This window comes from Nostoc cycadae WK-1 (assembly GCF_002897135.1).
GTDB lineage: Bacteria > Cyanobacteriota > Cyanobacteriia > Cyanobacteriales > Nostocaceae > Nostoc_B.
The window spans coordinates 60802-81569 of sequence record NZ_DF978438.1 but is presented as its reverse complement, the minus strand read 5'-3'; the positions used below and the strand labels follow the sequence as shown (position 1 = coordinate 81569).

At 40.7% G+C, this 20768-nt stretch carries 24 protein-coding genes; 14 read left to right on the top strand and 10 right to left on the bottom strand.

Translation table 11 applies throughout. From position 1 onward, the window contains the following. Positions 1-172 precede the first annotated feature (172 nt). Entirely contained in the window at positions 173-2668 is a 2496-nt protein-coding gene (ptsP, locus tag NCWK1_RS23220; RefSeq protein WP_103126337.1) for a phosphoenolpyruvate--protein phosphotransferase, read from the top strand. A gap of 80 nt (positions 2669-2748) precedes the next feature. On the opposite strand, the gene NCWK1_RS23215 is transcribed toward ptsP, so the two are convergent. From NCWK1_RS23215 to NCWK1_RS23200, 4 genes are all read right to left on the bottom strand, one after another. Continuing rightward, the gene (locus NCWK1_RS23215; protein WP_103126336.1) at positions 2749-3573 is read right to left on the bottom strand and encodes a DUF4351 domain-containing protein; all 825 of its coding nucleotides are present in this window, start codon (positions 3571-3573) and stop codon (positions 2749-2751) included. Between the two features lie 3 nt (positions 3574-3576). Beyond that, complete coding sequence (locus tag NCWK1_RS23210) at positions 3577-4818, bottom strand: molybdopterin molybdotransferase MoeA (RefSeq protein WP_103126335.1); 1242 nt, start codon at positions 4816-4818, stop codon at positions 3577-3579. 69 nt (positions 4819-4887) lie between these two features. Next, positions 4888-5175 carry a DUF2442 domain-containing protein gene (locus tag NCWK1_RS23205; RefSeq protein ID WP_103126334.1) on the bottom strand — a complete coding sequence of 96 codons (288 nt, stop codon included), beginning with the start codon at positions 5173-5175 and terminating at the stop codon, positions 4888-4890. Between the two features lie 3 nt (positions 5176-5178). Then, positions 5179-5439, bottom strand: coding sequence for a DUF4160 domain-containing protein (locus NCWK1_RS23200; RefSeq protein WP_103126333.1), 261 nt, complete (start codon positions 5437-5439; stop codon positions 5179-5181). A 146-nt stretch (positions 5440-5585) separates the two neighbouring features. Here NCWK1_RS23200 and NCWK1_RS23195 point away from each other — a divergent pair, with 146 nt between their 5' ends. From NCWK1_RS23195 to NCWK1_RS23155, 9 genes are all read left to right on the top strand, one after another. Then, positions 5586-6143: an RDD family protein gene (locus tag NCWK1_RS23195; RefSeq protein ID WP_103126332.1), complete on the top strand. Its 558-nt coding sequence runs from the start codon at positions 5586-5588 to the stop codon at positions 6141-6143. A 44-nt stretch (positions 6144-6187) separates the two neighbouring features. After that, a complete protein-coding gene (gene rpmG, locus NCWK1_RS23190; protein WP_083468823.1) occupies positions 6188-6382 on the top strand; it encodes a 50S ribosomal protein L33 in 195 nt (64 codons plus the stop codon). A gap of 2 nt (positions 6383-6384) precedes the next feature. Continuing rightward, on the top strand, positions 6385-6600 hold the full coding sequence (gene rpsR / locus NCWK1_RS23185) for a 30S ribosomal protein S18 (RefSeq protein ID WP_096582652.1): 216 nt from the start codon (positions 6385-6387) through the stop codon (positions 6598-6600). A 212-nt stretch (positions 6601-6812) separates the two neighbouring features. Beyond that, positions 6813-8873 carry a ribonuclease catalytic domain-containing protein gene (locus NCWK1_RS23180; protein WP_103126331.1) on the top strand — a complete coding sequence of 687 codons (2061 nt, stop codon included), beginning with the start codon at positions 6813-6815 and terminating at the stop codon, positions 8871-8873. A gap of 80 nt (positions 8874-8953) precedes the next feature. Further along, on the top strand, positions 8954-9199 hold the full coding sequence (locus tag NCWK1_RS23175) for an AbrB/MazE/SpoVT family DNA-binding domain-containing protein (protein WP_103126330.1): 246 nt from the start codon (positions 8954-8956) through the stop codon (positions 9197-9199). 32 nt (positions 9200-9231) lie between these two features. Further along, the gene (locus tag NCWK1_RS29230; protein ID WP_146034028.1) at positions 9232-9432 is read left to right on the top strand and encodes an outer membrane protein transport protein; all 201 of its coding nucleotides are present in this window, start codon (positions 9232-9234) and stop codon (positions 9430-9432) included. A gap of 176 nt (positions 9433-9608) precedes the next feature. Next, positions 9609-9992, top strand: a complete 384-nt coding sequence (locus NCWK1_RS30635) for a DUF6979 family protein (protein ID WP_103126329.1) — start codon at positions 9609-9611, stop codon at positions 9990-9992. 228 nt (positions 9993-10220) lie between these two features. Then, positions 10221-10550, top strand: coding sequence for a DUF433 domain-containing protein (locus tag NCWK1_RS23160; protein ID WP_103126328.1), 330 nt, complete (start codon positions 10221-10223; stop codon positions 10548-10550). Then, complete coding sequence (locus tag NCWK1_RS23155) at positions 10547-10897, top strand: DUF5615 family PIN-like protein (RefSeq protein WP_103126327.1); 351 nt, start codon at positions 10547-10549, stop codon at positions 10895-10897. Before NCWK1_RS23160 ends, NCWK1_RS23155 begins: the two co-directional genes overlap by 4 nt. 62 nt (positions 10898-10959) lie before the next feature. Here NCWK1_RS23155 and NCWK1_RS23150 read toward each other — a convergent pair whose 3' ends face one another. Beyond that, positions 10960-11373 carry a ketosteroid isomerase family protein gene (locus NCWK1_RS23150; RefSeq protein WP_103126326.1) on the bottom strand — a complete coding sequence of 138 codons (414 nt, stop codon included), beginning with the start codon at positions 11371-11373 and terminating at the stop codon, positions 10960-10962. Positions 11374-11728: 355 nt separating this feature from the next. Between NCWK1_RS23150 and queG the strand changes: the two genes are divergently transcribed. Together queG and NCWK1_RS23140 are read left to right on the top strand one after the other, a co-directional pair. After that, positions 11729-12703 (top strand): tRNA epoxyqueuosine(34) reductase QueG, encoded by a 975-nt coding sequence (gene queG / locus NCWK1_RS23145; RefSeq protein ID WP_103126325.1) that lies wholly within the window; start codon positions 11729-11731, stop codon positions 12701-12703. Next, entirely contained in the window at positions 12678-13313 is a 636-nt protein-coding gene (locus tag NCWK1_RS23140) for an HAD-IA family hydrolase (RefSeq protein WP_103126324.1), read from the top strand. Before queG ends, NCWK1_RS23140 begins: the two co-directional genes overlap by 26 nt. Positions 13314-13423: 110 nt before the next feature. Here the strand turns inward: NCWK1_RS23140 and NCWK1_RS23135 are convergent, their stop codons facing one another. Further along, positions 13424-13798: a hypothetical protein gene (locus NCWK1_RS23135; protein WP_103126323.1), complete on the bottom strand. Its 375-nt coding sequence runs from the start codon at positions 13796-13798 to the stop codon at positions 13424-13426. Between the two features lie 216 nt (positions 13799-14014). On the opposite strand from NCWK1_RS23135, the gene NCWK1_RS23130 reads away from it, so the two are divergent. Then, on the top strand, positions 14015-14545 hold the full coding sequence (locus tag NCWK1_RS23130) for an orange carotenoid protein N-terminal domain-containing protein (protein WP_096582636.1): 531 nt from the start codon (positions 14015-14017) through the stop codon (positions 14543-14545). Positions 14546-14621: 76 nt separating this feature from the next. On the opposite strand, the gene NCWK1_RS23125 is transcribed toward NCWK1_RS23130, so the two are convergent. The 3 genes from NCWK1_RS23125 to NCWK1_RS23115 form a co-directional block, all read right to left on the bottom strand. Beyond that, a complete protein-coding gene (locus NCWK1_RS23125; protein WP_096582634.1) occupies positions 14622-15380 on the bottom strand; it encodes an ABC transporter ATP-binding protein in 759 nt (252 codons plus the stop codon). Positions 15381-15613: 233 nt separating this feature from the next. Beyond that, positions 15614-16153, bottom strand: coding sequence for a hypothetical protein (locus NCWK1_RS23120; RefSeq protein WP_096582632.1), 540 nt, complete (start codon positions 16151-16153; stop codon positions 15614-15616). A 223-nt stretch (positions 16154-16376) separates the two neighbouring features. Next, entirely contained in the window at positions 16377-17723 is a 1347-nt protein-coding gene (locus NCWK1_RS23115; protein WP_103126322.1) for a helix-hairpin-helix domain-containing protein, read from the bottom strand. Between the two features lie 407 nt (positions 17724-18130). Between NCWK1_RS23115 and gatA the strand changes: the two genes are divergently transcribed. Continuing rightward, the gene (gene gatA, locus NCWK1_RS23110) at positions 18131-19588 is read left to right on the top strand and encodes an Asp-tRNA(Asn)/Glu-tRNA(Gln) amidotransferase subunit GatA (protein ID WP_103126321.1); all 1458 of its coding nucleotides are present in this window, start codon (positions 18131-18133) and stop codon (positions 19586-19588) included. Positions 19589-19670: 82 nt separating this feature from the next. Here gatA and NCWK1_RS23105 read toward each other — a convergent pair whose 3' ends face one another. Then, positions 19671-20534 (bottom strand): helix-turn-helix domain-containing protein, encoded by an 864-nt coding sequence (locus tag NCWK1_RS23105; RefSeq protein ID WP_096582626.1) that lies wholly within the window; start codon positions 20532-20534, stop codon positions 19671-19673. Between the last annotated feature and the right edge of the window lie 234 nt (positions 20535-20768).

The following is a 20768-nucleotide window of genomic DNA, read 5'->3' as shown; positions in this document are numbered from 1 at the left end:
AAAATTAAGTATTCCCAAAAATTATAGTGTGAGCGCATTTTTACCTTAGCTGCAACGACTCATTCTAAAGATTTTTGGATAATTGTAATGATAATGAAATATTAATGTTATTTTGGTCTGCAACAGATAGCTTGCTCAATATAAGACTCTCAACAAAGTTGATGGTGTTGCAGTGGTCGGAATAGTTATTGTTTCTCATAGTAAACAATTGGCTCTGGGTGTGCAGGAACTCGCTGCACAAATGGTTCAGGGCAAAGTTGCGATTGCGGTAGCGGCTGGTATTGAAGATGCAGAAAATCCATTAGGTACAGATGCGTTGAAGATTTATGAGGCGATCGCATCTGTATTCAGCGATGATGGTGTATTAGTATTAATGGATCTTGGTAGTGCAGTCATGAATGCAGAAATGGCTGTGGAATTTTTACCAGAAGCACATCAAGAAAAAGTATACCTCTGTGAAGCACCACTTGTAGAAGGTGCGATCGCAGCAGCCGTAGCAGCCGCCATAGGTAAGAACATTCAGCAGGTCATGGCAGAAGCTAGAGGAGCATTAACCGCCAAAGCGACACAATTGGGAGTTACTAACCTAACAGCAGATGTAATTAGCCATACACAAGCACCAACGAGCGCGGCTTATCCTACCAGAGAAATTCATCTGAGTGTTCATAATCGTTTAGGTTTACACGCGCGTCCGGCGGCACAGTTTGTTGCGACAGCCGCGAAATTTCAATCTCAAATTCAGGTACAGAATTTAACGAGCAATTCCGCACTTGTCCGAGGTGACAGTATTAACCAAGTCACAACTTTAGGAGTGCGTCAAGGACATGAATTGTTAATTACTGCATCTGGTGTTGATGCTGATGCAGCACTAGCAGCATTACAAACTTTATTTGCTAACAACTTTGGTGAGGATGATACTGCTGTTGTGTCTCCACCGACAACACAGCAGGAAGCAACCCCAGCAACTAGCGGCGAACTATTAGGAATTGCGGCTTCTCCTGGAGTTGCGATCGCACCTGTAATTCATTATCAACCAGCCCCGGTGACGGTAACAGAATACCACGTCAATGACCCGGAGGCAGAATGGCAACGTTTACAATTGGCTATCCACACAGCGCAACAAGAAATTCAGACCATATTTTCGCAAGCAACTTTGCAAATAGGTGACACTGAAGCCGCAATTTTTGATGCTCATTTACTATTTTTGGAAGATCCTGTGTTGCTAGAAAGTGTGCAGCAACGCATCATGGAACATCACCTGAATGCAGAAGCAGCTTGGCAAGCCGCAGTTGATGAAGTTACAACTTCTTACCGCACCCTAGAAGATGCTTATTTGCGAGAACGAGTAGAAGATATTGTAGATATAGGTCAAAGAGTACTGCGACTGTTAGCCGGAAATACTGCTACTAGCTTGTATCTTGCCGAACCAGCGATTGTAGTAGCCACAGACTTGACACCATCTGACACTGCCGGGTTAGATCCCAGAAAAGTACTCGGTATTTGTACAGTGTCAGGAAGTGCCACATCCCACAGTGCTATTATTGCGCGGACATTGGGAATTCCCGCTGTCTTGGGTGTAAATCCAGAAGTGTTGCGACTGGAAGATGGTACATTGATGGCACTGGATGGTGAAAGCGGCAAAGCTTGGGTAGAACCAGAACGAGATATTCTCGGTGCGTTAGAAGCTAAACGGGAAGCTTGGCAAACTGCTAAACAAGAAGTACTTGCTAAGGCGCATCAACCAGCAATTACTCGTGATGGAAAACAGATAAATGTCCTTGCAAATATTGGTAGTATTGCAGATGTACAAGCGGCTGTGGCTGGTGGCGCTGAAGGTGTGGGACTACTGCGGACTGAGTTTTTGTATTTAAATAGAAACACCGCACCTACAGAAGAAGAACAACTAGCAGTGTATCAGGCGATCGCCCAAGTTTTAGATAACCGTCCGTTAATTATCCGCACTCTAGATGTGGGCGGTGACAAGCCATTACCTTATTTGCGAGTTGGGTTTCACGAAGCTAACCCCTTCCTTGGTTGGCGGGGTATCCGTTTCTGTTTAGATCATCCAGAATTGTTTAAAACTCAGTTGCGGGCAATTTTACGCGCCAGTGCAGAACACAATATTAAGGTGATGTTCCCGATGATTGCTACTGTCATAGAAGTACGTGCAGCTAAAGCAATTTTAGGTGAAGTGCAGGCAGAACTGCGGCAAGCGGGTATAGCCTTCGATGAAAATATGGAAGTGGGTGTAATGATTGAAGTCCCCGCAGCTGTCGCTATAGCTGATCATTTAGCGGCGGAAGTCAGCTTTTTCAGTATAGGGACTAATGATTTAAGTCAGTATGTCATGGCAGGCGATCGCAATAACCCCAGAGTAGCGTATTTAGCCGATGCTTTACATCCCGCCGTATTGCGAATGATACAGCAAACTGTACAAGCCGCCCACGCTGCCGGAATTTGGGTAGGATTATGTGGAGAATTAGCAGCAGAGCCAACAGCCGCAGCGATTTTATTAGGTTTAGGGTTAGATGAATTAAGCGTCAATCCCCAAGCTATCGGGATAGTTAAACAAGCGATCGCAAAATTAACTGTAGCTCAAGCCGAGGCGATCGTAGCAACAGCATTACAACTAGATTCTGCCAATGAAGTTAGAGCTTTGGTGCAATGAAATCTAAAATTTGAACAAAAACTTCGCGTACCTTTGCGTTTACCTCAGCGATACTCTGCGTTTCAATTGTTGCTACTTGCTTAACTATTTTCCTGCTGTTCTAATAAAGCAATCAAATCAGAGATTGTAGAAAAATCAACAAATTCCTCTCCCAATACTTCTAATTGCTCAGTAGATAATACTCTGATACGGTCAATAATTGATGAGTCTATCTCACCAAAACGTCGAGTTAACTGACGCATTAAAAACCGGAAGGCTTCTCGTTGCTCTCCCTTCTGCAAAATATCTTGATATATTACCGACTCTTGCATAACATCCTCGCTTAAAAATTGACGAATCAATCCCTTTTCAAATTTCAACCCAGCTAAAATCTCGGTGTAAGCTACAATATCTTGCCTAGTATTTCTATCAGAAATTCTAGCAAGACTCTGGGCAACCTGTGACAACAACCGTTGAGGTGAGGTTGTGCGTGTTAATGGTGCTAAAGGTAATAATGCAGGGTTATCAAGGAATATTACTGAGTCTTGCTCCCACATTCGTAGAACTCGATAACGGTGAGTAGTTGTCTCATTTACATATTCTTCGGTAAAAGCAATTTCGTTATTTGTCTCTTGCAAAAAAATTACGACTTGTGTAACAGGAACATTATATTGACGTATTAACCGCACCGAATAATCTAGCATTCTGAATGGAAGTGGAGGACTTGAGATGGTGCGGGTTTGAAATTCGATATGTAAAATTCGATTAGCTGTTTGCAAAAATGTGACAGAATCGGCACGAATTGGTTCTAAACTCAATTCTGTTTTCAGTACCTTAACTTGTGTCGGTTCTTCAGGAAGTAACCAATTAACAAATTCTGCTGGATATTTTTCAGCTAATATTTTACAAACATTGTCAAAGCTCATAATTTACGCCCCAGCAATTAACAACACTTGCACTTCTTCTCCTGGTGCAATTAAAGTTTGACCTATTGGTAAAACAGCTAAAGCATTGCTTTGAGCCAAGTTAATTAAATTGCCGGAATTATGACTACCGCCAGCTTTATGAAATTCGTAAACGCCATTAACTAAATTTAAACGTCCCCAAATGTAAGTTTCGCGTTTACCATTGGCGCGTAATTCATCATGCGATCGCACCTTTATAAATTTTGGTTCCCAACCTTCAGCAAGTCCAGCCAATTTTTTAATTGCTGGTTGTACAAATCTCCAAAAAGTTACTAAAGCCGAAACAGGATTTCCTGGTAAACCAAAGTAAATTGCTGAGTTTTGATTAGGAAAATTCGCCACAGTTAAAGGTTTCCCTGGTGTCATTTCTACAGCACGAATATGAATTTTCGCTGCTAAAGCTTCTAAAATTTTGTCAACATAATCATATTCGCCTACAGAAACCCCGCCAGAAGAAAGCACAATATCAGCATTCGCTATGGCGTAAGCAATTGTTTCTCGTAAAACATCTGGATTATCTTTAACAATGCCTAATAATAAAGGTTCTGCTCCACTTTCTTTGACTAAAGTTGCCAAGGCATAATTATTAGAATCGACAATTTGGCCTGGTTGTAGTGGTATATCTGGTGTCACCAATTCATCGCCAGTGGAAAAAATTGCTACTCGCGGACGGCGGTAAACTTTGACTTGGGGACACTGTGCTGCCGCTAATACAGCAATTTCCGCCGCCTTTAATTTAATTCCTGCTGGTAAAAGTTGGCTTCCGGCTTGATAATAAGATGCTTTGCGGCGGACAAATTCGTGCGGTTGGGGTGCGACTTGAATAAACACGCGATTTTCCTCACGGCTTGTCCTCTCCTGCATCACTACGGTATCTGCACCCTCTGGAATTACCGCACCAGTAAAAATTCGCGCTGCTTGTCCAGGTTGAATTGTGGTTTTAGGTTGATATCCTGCTGGAATTTCCTCAACAATTTCTAAAATTGCTGGTTGTTCAACATTAGCTTGCTGTACATCTTCGTAACGAACTGCATAGCCATCCATTGCGGAATTATCCCAATGGGGAAAATCTAGCTGACTAGAGATGGGATTTGCCAGAATGCGATCGCTTGCTGTCAATAAATCTACAATTTCTATATCCTGCTGATCATCTAACGGTTTGACTAAATTAAATATAATTTCTGCTGCATCCGTGACAGATAACATAGCGTATGACCCAGTATTAAAGGAAAATCTCAGATTATCGACTTTTTTAAGAAGTCGATAATCTGATTTCTAAAGTTCATTTGCTGTTTTAGCAATTTGATAATTACTAATTTCGTCTCCCGTAATTTCTGCATAAAGTACATCGGGGTCAAAATCAGCACCGTTTTCCCAGTAAATAGTTCCCCACTCAGGATTTATTTTTACTTGTTGAAAATAGTTAATATCTTTTAGGGGTGCAAAAATCCCTGTAAAAGAAACTAATTTACTAACATCAACAATTCCTTGTTTGTTATCTTCAAATTGGATGTAGAGTTGATAACCTTCTTTTGGTTGGACTGCAATAATATCTTTTAGCATGGCTTATTCCAAGGGTTCAATTTTTTCTAGCGGACTATTGAGTCTAGCTTTTTCCCAGTTATCCATCAATTCTGCTTTATGTAAATTCGCCCATTCCAGTACAAGTGCTAATACTCTGGAAGACAGTTTACCTTCTAATATAGATAAAGTTTCAATATCAATAATTGCTTTTTGTTGATTATAACGAACATGAAAATGTGGCGGCGGATGGTCGTTATAATACATGGTAATAATAATTCCTAAAAAACGGCTAATTTCTGGCATTAGAGCGATCGCAAGATAAAGTTTTAGATTTAGTGGTCATGATTTCGGGCTTGGTCAGCAAAGCCACACCTCAGAACATCACCTTAAATATTAAAAATAGAAGCATAGATTATTTCCCAACCTCTAAATAAAAATACTTGTTTTATATGACTATCGAAAGGATTCCGCAAAAACACTATCCCAAAGCTGAGATTTGGCGGCGCGGTATGGCTTTGGGGCTGGATTTTTTGGGTGCTTGGTTAATCAGTTCGTTATTTGGTAGTAATAGTTTCGGTATTCAATTCGTTCAAATTTTAGTTTTTATCTTTTGTTGGCTGATTTTGCGGGTGGTTGTGGTATTTAACAATCGAGGGCAAAGTTTAGGGCGCTGGGCTTTTGACTTGAAAATCTTAGAAGTGGAAAATGCCCAAGTCATGGGGAGAATTCCAGAGTTGCTGGCACTGGTGAAGCGAGAAGCTATAATTGGCTTTGGTGCTTTGTTGGTCTCGATCGCCCTCGGCAACATTCGAGCTAATCCCACTGCTATACTGCTATTGCTTCCTCTGGCAATAGACTGTGGTGCAGCTTTCTCTGATACCCAGTTACGGCAGGCTTTGCATGACCGTTACGCTAGAACTTTTATAGTTTCGTCGCGTCGGGGCTACTCGCTCGATATAAAAATCAAGCGTTTAGTTGATACTTTGCAACGAAATGTGCGAAGATAGTCATTTGTGTAAATTTCTCTTCAGGCTTAACTGTTTGTAAGATTATGGCTAAGAGTAAAGGTGTCCGCATAATTGTGACACTAGAATGTACCGAGTGTCGTAGCAATCCTGACAAGCGTTCTCCTGGTGTGTCCCGGTATACCACCATGAAGAACCGTCGTAATACGACCAACCGTTTAGAACTCAACAAGTTCTGTACCCACTGCAACAAACATACCGTTCACAAGGAAATCAAGTAAAGATGAGTTACTATCGTCGTCGTCTGTCTCCAATTAAGCCAGGAGAGCCAATCGATTACAAAGATGTTGATTTATTGCGTAAGTTCATTACCGAACGAGGCAAAATATTACCTCGCCGGATTACTGGGCTGACTTGTCAGCAACAGCGAGAGCTAACATTAGCAATTAAACGGGCGCGGATTGTAGCACTGTTGCCATTCATCAACGCTGAAGGCTAAGTCAATTTTAAATTTTAGATTTTAGATTTTGGATTAACAGGAACAGCTAATTACAAAAATTGGCTTTATAATTCCAGTCCAAAATCTCAAATCTGAATAATTAAAGTGTAAAATTGGTTCCTACATAAAATTCTTAGGATTCCAGATTTAATACTAGTTATTAAATCTAAAATCCGAAATCTAAAATCTAAAATTATAAGAGTGCGAGAGTTGTGGAGAAGGGGACGCTAGTTGAATTTAGGGTTCAAGGCGATCGCCGTCTGGGTGTGGTAGATCGTCCAGATGGAAAGACCCGTTGGTTTGTGGTAGATGAACGCGGTCAATCCCACAGCCTCGCGCCGAGACAAATTACATATACAGTTAACGGACAAACCTATAAGTCCGCTGAAATTCCTAAATTTCTAGAAGAAATCAAGCCTTATTTAGACCCATCTAGTTTAGAAGTGGCTTGGGAATTATTGGTGGAGGACTCAGAGGCAGTCACACCAGCGCAAATGGCGAATCTGCTGTTTTCCGAATCAGAACCAGCCCCTTGTTATGCAGCCCATTGCTTGTTATCAGATGATAAACTCTACTTCAAGCAAAAAGGTGATGCTTACGAACCGCGCACAACGGCTCAAGTAGCAGAACGGAAACACCAAATAGAAGTAGAAACCCTCAAAGCTAAGGGACAGCAAGAATTTTTAGTGCGGGTAGAAGAAGCACTCAAAGGTGAAGCGGTAGAATGGCAACGGCACGATCGCCATCGCCTAGAAGCATTAGAAAAATACGCAGCCTTAATGGCAGATATTGTGCGGGAGGGAGTAAAATATGATGCCCTGGCGAGGGCTTACCCTCCTCCAGCACCAGTCTTAGAAACGATGAATATGCTGGGGCGGCCGGCCACCCCTCAAGGAGCTTTTCAATTATTAATAGACCTGGGCTGGTGGAGTCCCTATGAAAACTTGTTCCTGCGTCGTTCGTCAATTCCAGTTCAGTTTCCTAGCAAGGTATTAGAAGTGGCGCAACAGCGTTTGGATTCCCCAACAACAGACTTAGATGTAAATCGCCTAGATTTGACCCATCTGAAAGTTTACACAATTGATGATGAAAGCACAACTGAGATAGATGATGGTCTGAGTTGGGAATCACTTTCTGATGGTAGAGAAAGATTATGGGTACATATTGCTGACCCGACGCGTTGGTTAGAACCAGAAGATGACCTAGATTTAGAAGCCAGAAAGCGGGGAAGTACGGTTTATTTGCCCACAGGTATGGTTCCTATGTTCCCAGAAATATTGGCGACTGGGCCGATGAGTTTGGTACAGGGGAAAATTTGTTGCGCTCTAAGCTTTGGAATTATTTTAGATAGCAATGGAGCAGTAGAAGATTACAGCATTCATGCCAGCTTGATTAAACCAACTTATCGCCTCACCTATGAAGATGTGGATGAGATGGTGCAAATAGGCGTGCAAGCAGAACCAGAAATTGAAGCGATCGCTAATTGGGCAAAAAAACGGAAATCTTGGCGCTACAACCAAGGAGCTATCAGCATTAATATGCCAGAGGCGATGATTAAAGTTAAAGGCGATGAGATCAGCATTGACATTTTAGATGATTCCTCATCGCGGCAACTCGTGGCAGAAATGATGATTCTTGCTGGTGAAGTAGCCGCCCGTTACGGTAAAACTCATAACATACCCTTGCCATTTCGCGGTCAGCCACAGCCAGAATTACCGCCAGAAGAAGAATTAATTCAATTACCAGCAGGATTCGTTCGTGCTTGTGCGATGCGGCGATGTATGCCCAAAAGTGAAATGAGTATCACACCTCTACGTCATGCAGGTTTGGGTTTAGATACCTATACTCAAGCAACTTCTCCCATTCGTCGCTACAGTGATTTGCTCACCCATTTTCAACTAAAAGCCCATTTGCGGGGTGAAGTCCTGCCATTTTCCGCCGACCAACTCAAAGAAGTGATGATGACTGTCTCTACCATTACCCAAGAGGTAACAATGGTGGAACGCCAAACTAATAGATATTGGGCTTTAGAATATCTCCGTCGTCATCCAGAACAAGTTTGGTCAGTCACAGTTTTAATGTGGTTGCGAGAAGACAGTAACTTAGCACTAATTTTATTAGAAGATTTGGGCTTGCAGTTACCAATGATTTTTAAACGTTCTGCGACATTAGGTGAACAGTTATTAGTAAAAGTGAGCATCGCAGATCCACAAAAAGACATGATTCAATTCCAAGAAATCATGTATCAAGAAGCTCAGTCTGCGGCTAATTAATTCGCGCTGTCTATAGATAAAGTTAGTAGCGATTGACTAGTTAAAATATAAATGCAAGTTTCTTTGTCGGCATCCTAGTTATGTTCAGCACGATAGTCACTGACACTGGACAAATCACTCTTCCCGCAGAAATCCGGGAGCATCTCAATCTAGTTAGCGGTAGCAGGGTCGAATTTGTTATCGATGCAGATGGTCAAGTGAAAATCTTTCCCCTCAATGTTGCGGTAGAAACTCTGTCAGGGATTCTGTATCGGCCAGACATTAGACCAGCCACTCTCGAAGATATGGAAGCGGCTATCTCTGAGGGAGGCAATGATCGGACTTGATACCAACATCCTTGTTCGCTACCTCACCAAAGATGATGAACAGCAGTGGCACTTTAGTAGGAATTGGTGCTATTTACCGTCCTTCTCAATCATTCAGCCTTGATCTTGCCTATAGCCATGTTTTCGCAGAAGACAGCCCCATTAATCAGTCCAGTACTACCACTGGCACAGTTAGAGGTGAATTTGAAAGCTCAGTTGATGTCGTGGGATTACAACTGAATTGGCAGTTTTAGTTTTATACTGAGGGCGATCGCTTAGAAATAGATTATGAAATTATCAGGCGATCGCCATCTCGCAACTGGTTATTTGATATTCTCTATGAACTCAGTCATAAACAGAGATTGTCTATTATTTGCGTGTTTTAATACTTTTGGTAAACTACTTTCATGAAGACGGAGGCGCAACACAGATGGGTACGTATGGCGAGATCGCTTGGCGAGCGTACTGCTTGGCTACATTGAACGGTATGTTGCCCCAGGACGCTTGGCGGGCATCTCTTACGGAACATTACACTGACCCCAACAAACTCAGCAACGCGATCCAGCATAGCTGCCCGCGTGGAGCCTTTCTTGGGTTGTGCCAAGCAGGTCTGCTTCCAGGTATCACTACGGGTCAGTACACAAAATCGGTCAGTAGCAGTAGGTACGCTCTCGATGCAGTCGAGCTACTCCGGGCTAACCCAAAACTGGCAAATGACAAGAGGCAATTGGAGGCTCAGGTGTTCAAAGAGCGTACTCCGAACGATGAGGTTGTGGTTGTGCTGGCTTTCTGGGGGCAGGGGATGCTTCGCTGAGGCTTACGACGAAAGCAGGAGAAAAGGTAGGCCGAACTAGGTGCGTCACGACTCAACTTCGTCTGTAAGCTTTCTTTGATGTGTAGCTTACACAGCCCCGTCTACAGGTGAGTTTAGTAGTTTTGATTCAAGTGTTAGGTAAGCAAAATTAAGTTCGTAGCAATCAAAATAATATCTTTGTTATACAACTATTAGGCAATGAAAAACAGTTAGATTCATAGTGAATTTATGCTAGTCTTAACACCTAAATCTTACATAGAGTATCGCAACGATGCTTATTTGGTAGAAGGAACTCGGATTTCTCTTGACTCAATTGTTTACGCTTTCCGACAAGGATTATCACCTGAAAGTATTGTTCAGTCTTTTCCGTTGCTAACACTTGAACAGGTTTATGGAGCGATCGCATTTTATCTAGCGAATCGTACTGAAATCGACGCTTACTTAGCAGCAGAAGAAGCAGCATTTGATTCTATACCTCAACCTCTTCAAGCCAGCGATCCTAATTTGTATAACAAACTCATAGCGGCTAAAGTAGCAAGACAGCAGGTAGAGCCGTGATTATTCGCTACCAAGCCGATGCTGATTTGAACCAAGCAATCGTCACAGGGGTTTTACGAAGAGAACCGACAATTAACTTTCAAACAGCCTTTGCTGCTCGATTAGCAGGAGTTAAAGATCCAGAGGTATTGGCGATCGCAGCGCAACAGCAACGAATTCTCGTGAGTCACGACCGCAAAACAATGCCATCGGAGTTTGCTACATTTATTACCAGCAATCAAAGCTCAGGGGTGATCATCGTTTCCCGAAAGCTATCGGTTGAGGTTGTTATTGAGGAATTGGTGTTAATTTGGGCAGTATCCAGTGCAGAGGAGTGGGTAAATCGCATTGCAAAGCTCCCTCTTTGAAAATCTTCAACACGACAAAGCCCTAGCGAAGAAAATTGCCCGATGTTTGCAGCGGACGGAAGCTATTTTTCTGGCCGCAAAGCTAATAATTCTTGGGGAGAAGCTAATAGTTTAATTTTGGTATAAGTAATTTGTCGTTGTTGATTCAAAATAAATAGCCAGATGACATTCACACCACACCAAGAGGTTTGAGCTTTACCTGTCACCTGAACTTGAATTTGGTTATTTTCTAAATTATCAATAATTCCTTGTTGGGGATAAGCTTTAATACCTTGGGCTTCTTGTTGTAAATAAGCTGCGATCGCAGCTTCGCCCACAATACCAGATTCAAAGGGCGCATACATCACACCATCTTCGGCAAACAGTGAAGCTGTTTGTTGAAATTGACCAGCATTTAAAGTAGCAAAATAATTCAAGATAGAAGGTTCTGAAATTCCCGCAATTTCAATTGCTTCTACAGATTCAGCAGTTTTCATAAAAGTACCAGATATTAAACGTACTGAAAAGTATTTTGAATCTAAAAGTCAAGATAAAAAAGCAACTGTCGAGGTAGATTATTAACTTAGGCTATTTCTTAAGAAAGAACTTGTTCCCAGATGAAAATCCGGGAACAGTTTTTGGTAAATCATTGAGGTTGGGAGGATCTGGCAATAGTTGGAGGTTCACATTACTGTTTGTTACTTTTCCTCTTACTCTCCAATGTTGCATCATTTATTTACAAACTGCAAATAAAATTTACAAATAAGTTGGAAGGGAAATTTTCTATGGCAGATTTGACTGTATACTGTATAATTAAATGTCTTAAATGTGGGCAGAATTTAGCTCAAAAACATGAATCAAAGTTCTGTAACCAGCAGTAGGACAGTAAAAGAACAAGCTTTAGATTTAGGCTTTCACAAAGTTGGAATTGCTGCTGTAGACGAAGTAGATAATACAGAAGTTCAGAGACTGCAAGCATGGATAGCGTTAGGTTATCACGCTGATATGGAATGGATGGATAACCCCAAGCGGCAAGATATTCGTTTAGTTATGCCAGAGGCGCGATCGCTTGTGTGTGTGGCGCTGAATTACTACACCCCACATCAGCGCCCACAAGGTGAAGAATATGCCAAAATCTCTCGCTATGGTTGGGGGCGAGATTATCACAAGGTGATGCACAAAAAACTCAAGCAGTTGACGACTTGGCTAGAATCACTAGGTGAAGGCGTGACAGCGAGATATTATGCAGATACTGGCCCCGTACAAGATAAAGTCTGGGCGCAAAAAGCGGGAATTGGTTGGATTGCCAAAAATGGGAATGTGATTACTAGAGAGTATGGCTCTTGGGTGTTTTTGGGGGAAGTTGTGACCAATTTAGAACTAGAATGCGATCGCCCCCATACACAACATTGCGGTAGCTGTACTCGTTGTTTAACAGCTTGTCCCACTGGTGCAATTACCCAACCCTTTGTAGTCGATGCTAATCGCTGCATTGCTTATCATACAATTGAAAATCGGGGGGAAAAATTACCAGAAGCGATCGCACCACACTTACAAGGCTGGGTGGCGGGTTGCGACATTTGCCAAGATGTCTGTCCTTGGAATCAACGATTTGCCAAGACAACTGACGTAGCAGATTTTCAGCCTTATCCTGGGAATATTGCGCCCAAGCTGATAGAATTAGCAAAAATCTCAGATGAGGAGTGGGACAGACAATTTCCGGCATCAGCGTTGCGGCGGATTAAGCCAGAAATGTTAAGACGGAATGCCCGTGCTAATCTTGACGCATCCCAGCAAAATAATGACTCAAAAAGTAATTGTTTTTGATTTTGATGGCACAATTGCAGATACAGTAGATGCTCTCATAAGTATTGCCAATCGTTTAGCTACAGAGTTTGGCTATAAACAAATCACTCCTGAACAACTCGCTTACTTAAGGAATTTAACTTCTAGAGAAATTATTAAATACTCAGGTGTTTCTCTACTAAAAATTCCCTTTCTACTCAAAAAAGTTAAATCAGAACTGAAAAATAAAATTCACGAATTTCATCCAATTCCGGGAATTAAAGAAGCACTCACAGAACTGAAAAATCAAGGTTATAAGTTAGGGATTATCACATCTAACTCTAAGGAAAATGTTACAGCTTTCTTGACAAATCACGATTTAGATAACCTCTTTGATTTTATTTATTCAGGAGTAACTATTTTTGGCAAAACTACAATCATAAATAACGTATTAAAGCAAAAGCAACTCTCAACTCAAGCCGTTATTTATGTTGGTGATGAAACTAGAGATATAGAAGCTTCCAGGAAGGCTAATATTAAAGTAGTTGCAGTCACTTGGGGATTTAATTCTCCAGAAGTATTATCAAAGCAAAAGCCTGACTTTTTAATTCACCATCCAAGTGAACTACTAGATGTTGTACAAAATTGTTGATAATTAGCCAATAGTCCTCTGTCATTTTTTCTTTGTTAAGAAATTAAAATGAGGAAGAGAAGCAATCATTCATGACTTTGGACTATTGACTATTGACTCTGGACTATTAACTATTTTTTAGGTTGACCTTTTTCGATAGCTTGTTTAACTAAATCATCGCTAACATTTGAGACACCTTCGTTATGAGAACCCCCAACTTCTTTCGCTAAGTCTAAATAATCATCAGGATTACCTGTAGGCTGCGCTTCAGTAGTTCTATCTTCTGCTTCTGGAACTTCAAATTTAGGTGCGGTTGCTGTTTCAGCCGCGGCGGCTCCTTCAAGAGTACGATCTATTTCACTGACACTAAATTGCTGTGCGGCGGCGTAATCTGCATCAAAGTCAACTTTTTGTACTTTTTCTTCACCACTAGCCATGTTTTCTGCGGCTAATTGTGCATCGTGGGTAGTAGCTTCATTGGGATTGGGTTTTATTGTATCAGCCATAATTTAACACTTGTGTAATTTTTATTAAATGCTGGGGCGATTCTAGCAAGATAAATTGCTGAACTACTGCCATCTAGGGAGGGATTCTAACCTCTATTAAAAGATAGATATAAGTTTTAATTACAAATTAAAATAAGTCTTTCTCTAGGAGGGAGATCATAATTATCAAAATTTGTTAACTCTTAGTTTGATATGTTAATTCCCCGGTGATAAATTATGACTGCAAGTTACGATAAAAGCGCTCCTCAAGCATTAAGTAATGAAACCCAAAATGTTGTACAAGCCTTTAATAAGTTAGATACTGATGCTAAATTAGCATGGTTTTATTTTGTTTATGAAAACATGGGTGATTCCATTACTCCTGCGGCTCCGGCTGCGGCAGAACCTGAATTAGCACCTCTTTTATTAAATGACTATTTGCTACTTTCTGAGGAAGAACAACTAAATGTTATGCGGGACATAGTTAACCGCAAAGACACAGAATATTCTCGCGCCTATGGTGCATTAAAAGAAAATAACCAATTGTTAGTTTGGTATGTTTGGGCAGTAGCTATGGGTGAATCTGTAGTTGATTTTCCCGATGATTATGAACCAGGTAACGCAATTAATGATTTGCTGTCTCAAATTGAAGGATTAGATTTTGAAGCACAAATGTCAGTTTTTAGAACCATTGCGGGCGAAATGGGCTATAGTGACGTGAAGCCAATTGAAACACAAGCAGAAACTGGCAAAACTTCAAGTCTTTAATCATTACGAAAGAAACTAGATCCCCGACTTCTTAGAGAAGTCGGGGATCTAGACAAAAAGAATTCTTAAGTTTTGCTCAAACAGCCAATTGAGTCAAATCGGTTGGTGTGAGATGAGAGTGTATGACTTCACCATCACGGAACCAAACGATTCGTTGGGTTTGACGGGCTACTTCTGGTTCGTGAGTAACCATGACAACGGTGATACCACTGGCGTTTAACTCAGTGAAAATATCTAACACTTCTTGGGTGGTGCGAGAGTCAAGTGCGCCTGTGGGTTCATCTGCGAGGAGAACCACGGGACGGTTGACAATTGCACGGGCGATCGCTACTCTTTGTTGTTGTCCGCCTGAGAGTTGATTTGGTTTATTGTTGAGGCGTTTTTCTAAGCCAACGCGTGTGAGGGCGACAACAGCGCGATCGCGTCTCTCTGTCGGGTTAACATTAGCATAAGCCATTGGTAACATCACATTTTCTAAGGCGGTAAGTTGGGGTAAAAGGTGAAATTGTTGGAAGACAAACCCCAGCTTTTTGTTACGGATATGTGCTAATGCTTTATCATCCACTTGGGCAACATCAACGTTATCTAAATAATAATGTCCATCTGTGGGACGATCTAAACAGCCGATAATATTCATGGCTGTAGATTTACCTGAACCAGAAGGCCCCATAATTGAACAGTACTCACCTTCGTTAACAGTTAAGTTGACATTATTGAGTGCTTTGACTTCAGTTTCGCCACTACCGTAGACTTTAAAGATATTTTCTAAACGAATGATTGCCGATTTTGGTACAGAACTAGGAACTAGAGAATCGGTAATTGAGATAGTTGTCATAAATATTTAGTTATCACTTTTTTTATCTGCTATTTCTAGGATAGTCTTTTTGTTTAGTCAACAGTGCTTAAACCCGCTTGTTTATCTCTTTTAGCCACTACGTATATATAGAAAAGATTAATCAAAACATTAGAGACGCGAAACTTCGCGTCTCTAGGAATTTGTTATTAACATAAAATCAAAATATAGTTTAATACAAATTAAGTGGAATATTAATAGGATTAAAACAATAGTTAAATACTTCTTTTGTAGGTTCTGCGCCACTTTTCTAGTTGATCAATCGCTATTGACTTAGTAATTACATTCATACCATTACCTCGCCATTCAACGTCTGCATCCGTAGTGAAAACCCCACATTCTAATTGATTCAGCTTAATATCCCAATATTCACTAAATCGGTTTTTCAAAGTAATGACTTGTTCAAATACTTTGTTGCGATGTTTATTGCGTCTTTTTCTTTCTGTGGCACCAGTTGCTTCTGTATCAATAAATTTAGTTTCGATAAGCAACAGATTTCCTTGTAATGTCAGATAGACAAAATCACATTTTCCTAAATCGGTGTAATCGGCAATTGGCGACTTTTCAAACAACAGTAATTCACCACATTCAGGAAATAAATTCTTAATATTTAAAAATAGATAAGCTTGTAACAGTAGTTCCTTATCGTAAGGAAAAACTATTACCCCTTCAAAAAACTGTTTGATGTCTTCTTGGGTTTGTGGTTGAATTTTTTTACAATAAGAAACAAATCTATGTAAGTCATTTGCAATCATCCAGCTTTAGCTCCTTCACTTAGCAATATCTAACTCCTTATGGCATAAAAAAATACCATTATCTCCCAGAAAACATCATCCGCATAAGTCACTAAAAAAACGAGTTAACGACAGTATTACTACGACAATATACTGTTGACGAAGCAGTATTTTAGATATTAGGTAGTTTATATGATTTAAATTCAGGTAATTTTTATTACACCATTTATTTCGTACTCTCTGATCAACTACTAGTCAATTGTTTTACATGAGCCAGGAATCTAGCATTTTGTAGTGCTAAAACTGTTGAGCGTGAATCTTGCACCCAAAATTGTCGTCCAAACCGGACAAGTTGACGAGAGTTTCCAGTTTGGACAATTCCAATTACAGGGACTTTGGCATTTTCTTTATCCCCTGACAGTTCTTTCAGAATATTTCTTAATTTATGGCGTTCTTCAATTGTGATTGCTTGCTGAGGAGTCAACTCTACCATCACCAGTTGTACTGTTTCGACTGGTTCAGCATCTTCCACAATTAATTGCACTTGTTCATCTCTTCTATCGACTTTACCCCAAATAATTAATCTGGCATCAACTTCTAGGGAATTACTGACTCGTTCATAAGTTTTAGGAAAGACGACTGCTTCTAATTGTGCAGTTAAATCTTCTATCTGCAAAATTGCCATTGGATCACCTTTTTTGGTCATGACTTTTTTGACGTTATTTAACATCACAACTGCACAAAGTAGCGTGTCTTCTTTCTGGTCACTTAGTTGTGATAAGTTAATTGGCGCTAAAATAGAAGATGAGTGTTTAATAGATTTCAGCGGATGATCTGAGACATAAAATCCTAGGATTTCTTTTTCCATCTGCAACTTTTTCTGCGGCGGAAAATCGGGTACAGGTTGAGCTTTGGGGACAGAATCAAAGACATTATTAACTGGTTTAGTAGTAGGAGCAAAACCGCCTAATAAATCAAATAAATTACCTTGACCACTGGCTCTATCTTTAGCACGAGATTGCGCCCAATCATAAACAAGCTCTAGGTCTTTAATTAATTGGTGGCGATTGAGGTCTATTTTGTCAAAAGCTCCACAATAAATCAGCGATTCTAAAGTCCGACGGTTAACTGCACGTAAATCGACGCGATCGCAAAAATCAGACAGTGATTTAAACTCGCCTTGCTGCTCACGGGCTTCTAAAATACAGGCGATGGCGTTTTGTCCCACATTCCGTACCGCGGAAAATCCAAATAAAATCTTGCCCCCCACGGGTGTAAAATCTACACCAGAGCGATTAATATCCGGCGGCTCTATTTGAATATTCATACTCAAACAAGTAGAAATATATTTCTGTACCTTGTCTGTATCTCCACTGTTAGCAGTTAACAGGGCGGCCATATACTCTAATGGATAATTTGCTTTTAAATATGCAGTTTGATACGTCACATATCCGTAAGCCGTCGAGTGCGATTTATTAAAGCAATTAGATGCTATTAAACGATTTTCAATGACAAAATTATGGTCTTGCTCTACGCCAATATCATAGACATTTGCTTGACCAATATATTTACGAGTAATTATTTTGACCATCTTCCTTTCCCTCGCAACAAAATTAATAAAATTGCATAATATTGCTTGAATTAGCCATCAATAGCTAGACTTAAAAGTTTACTTGCCTAAGTTGCACTACTATCCTCTTACACGACAATAACTGAAATTTATAGCTAAGTTAATAGTTCAAATTTTATAATTTGCAAACATGCGGTTATCAAGTATATATTTGCTGTTTTGGGAAAGTATGAAGTATCAAGCCTGAAGTATGAAGCAAATAGCTCTTAAAACTGAAGTCTGAGGCTATACCAACAAAATTCACGCTGGCGGGTTGGGAGATAATCGCCTATTTCTCCAGTTAAGACTTTACTCTTCAGAGTTTAGACTTTCCTAATAGCCCGCAATATGTACTAAAATCAATGACTTGAGTTACCAAGAGAGCAGTCATGGCATCCATACGCGAGTTGCACGAACAGCTAATTAGAAAAGAACGTTCTGCCGTTGAAATTACCCAAGAAGCTTTGGACAAAATTCAAGCATTAGAGCCGAAATTGCACAGTTTCCTGCATATAACGGCACAACAGGCGTTAGATCAAGCTCGTGCTGTAGATGCCAAAATCGCTGCTGGTGAAGCAATTAGCCCCCTAGCAGGGATTCCTATTGGCATCAAAGATAATATGTGTACCAAGGGAATTCCCACCACCTGTGCTTCTCGGATTTTAGAAAATTTTGTGCCACCCTATGAATCAACAGTGACACAGAAACTGCTAGATGCTGGGGCGGTGATGGTTGGTAAAACCAATTTAGATGAATTTGCGATGGGTAGTTCCACAGAAAATTCTGCCTACCAAGTCACAGCAAATCCGTGGGATTTAACACGGGTTCCTGGTGGTTCTTCTGGAGGTTCAGCCGCAGCCGTCGCCGGGGGAGAATGTGTTGTTTCCCTTGGTTCTGATACTGGTGGTTCCATTCGCCAACCTGCATCTTTTTGTGGCGTAGTGGGGATGAAACCCACCTATGGGCTAGTTTCTCGTTACGGTTTGGTGGCTTACGCTTCATCGTTGGATCAAATTGGCCCTTTTGCACGCTCTGTTGAAGATGCAGCAATTTTGCTCAGAGCGATCGCAGGTTATGATGCCAAAGATTCCACCAGCCTAAAAGTAGAAATTCCTGACTATGCTGCTACCCTGAAACCAGACCTCAAAGCTAGACGAAAGGTGCGAATTGGGGTAATTACAGAAACTTTTGGTGAAGGCTTAGACTCAGTTGTAGAGGCGGCTGTGACTAAAGCCATCGATCAATTACAAATGTTGGGAGCAGAAATTCATATAATTTCTTGTCCGCGTTTCCGTTATGGCTTACCTAGCTACTACATAATTGCCCCATCTGAAGCGTCAGCCAACCTCGCTCGTTACGATGGCGTGAAATATGGCTTGCGTACACCAGATGCAGATAATTTGCTGTCTATGTACACTCGTACCCGTGCAAGTGGTTTTGGTACAGAAGTCAAACGCCGGATTATGATTGGCACTTATGCCCTATCTGCTGGGTATTATGATGCTTACTATCTCAAAGCTCAAAAAGTCCGCACCCTCATTAAGCAAGACTTTGAAAATGCGTTTAAAAAAGTTGATGTGTTAGTTACTCCTACCGCACCCACTACAGCATTTAAAGCCGGGGAAAAAACCACAGATCCCTTGAGTATGTACTTAAATGACCTGATGACGATTCCCGTCAATCTTGCTGGTTTACCTGGGATAAATGTACCCTGTGGTTTTGATGACAATGGCTTACCCATTGGCTTGCAAGTAATTGGTAATGTCCTCAGAGAAGACCAAATTCTTCAAGTAGCTTACGCTTATGAACAATCAACTACTTGGCATCTACGTCAACCGGAACTATAGTACTGAGTGCTGTTAGTGGTAGCGGGGCGTTCAGCCCGTGCTGAGTACCGTAGGAGAATTACAAAAGACAAATGACCATTGACTATTGACCATTGATCTTTGATCCTTGACTGTTTACTTCTGGAGTGAATGTGACTTCTTTGATTTTACCCAGAGTTCCTAGGGGTGTTGCTGGTTGATTATTTACAGAAACTAAGACAACACCCGCATTCCCAGAACGAACAGTCAACTGTTTTTTTGCTGTCCAGGTTTTACGCACTCCCTTTTTTAAGTTCCCCACAAATTCAGTTTTGCCGTCAACTTTGACTTGTAACCACGATTTACCTTGAAGCTCTAAGGTGACGGCTACAGGTTGACTCAGGCTGTCTTTGGGTGATGCGATGACAGGTAACGGAGTTGGGGGATTTTGAGCAGATATTGAGGTTGGTGTCTGATTGGCAGATGGATAAGATTGCTCTGTTGGTAATGATGCAGGTGTAGATAATGCTGCGGTTGTTTGTTTTTTGGGTGTGCCAAAGTTGAATTTTTTTACTAGAGATTCTGCCGAAAATTGGGGATTAAGTACATACATAAGCCCAGCAGCCGCAACTAATAACAAGACTAAGTAAGGAATAAACAGCGGTAAAGAAAATTTTGAGTTCTTCTCTACGTTTTGACTAAACTTCTTATCAAGTGCTAGAGGATTAACTTCAGTTGAAAAAGTTTTGGACAAAGCAGCACCATCTAATCCGATAACATCTGCATAACGACGGATAAATCCTTGAATATATACAGGTTCAGGTAATTCATCGAATTTACCAGCATCTAAAGCTTTTAAGCAAGCAAGTCGAATATTTGTCTTTAGTGCTATCTCTTCGAGTTGGATAGATTTTTCTTGTCTTACTTGTCTTAAAGTATTACTTATTTCTTGCAACTGTTCTTTTTGATTTTCTTGTAAGAGGCTCACAATCTTCTCCTAAAATTGACTCATGTTTACTATTTAACAGAGGAATTACTAAATTAATACCAATTTTTTGACTATTTTAATTCTAATTGGCAAACAATATATTAAACTTTTAAGTTATTTATTTGCATGTGAAGATGCTCAATCAGCCTCCAGATAAATTCAGGAGGTCAATCTAAAATTGCTTTTGCCCCTATACGAAAAAAGCAAAAACTGCTATACAAGGATTCTTTAAAG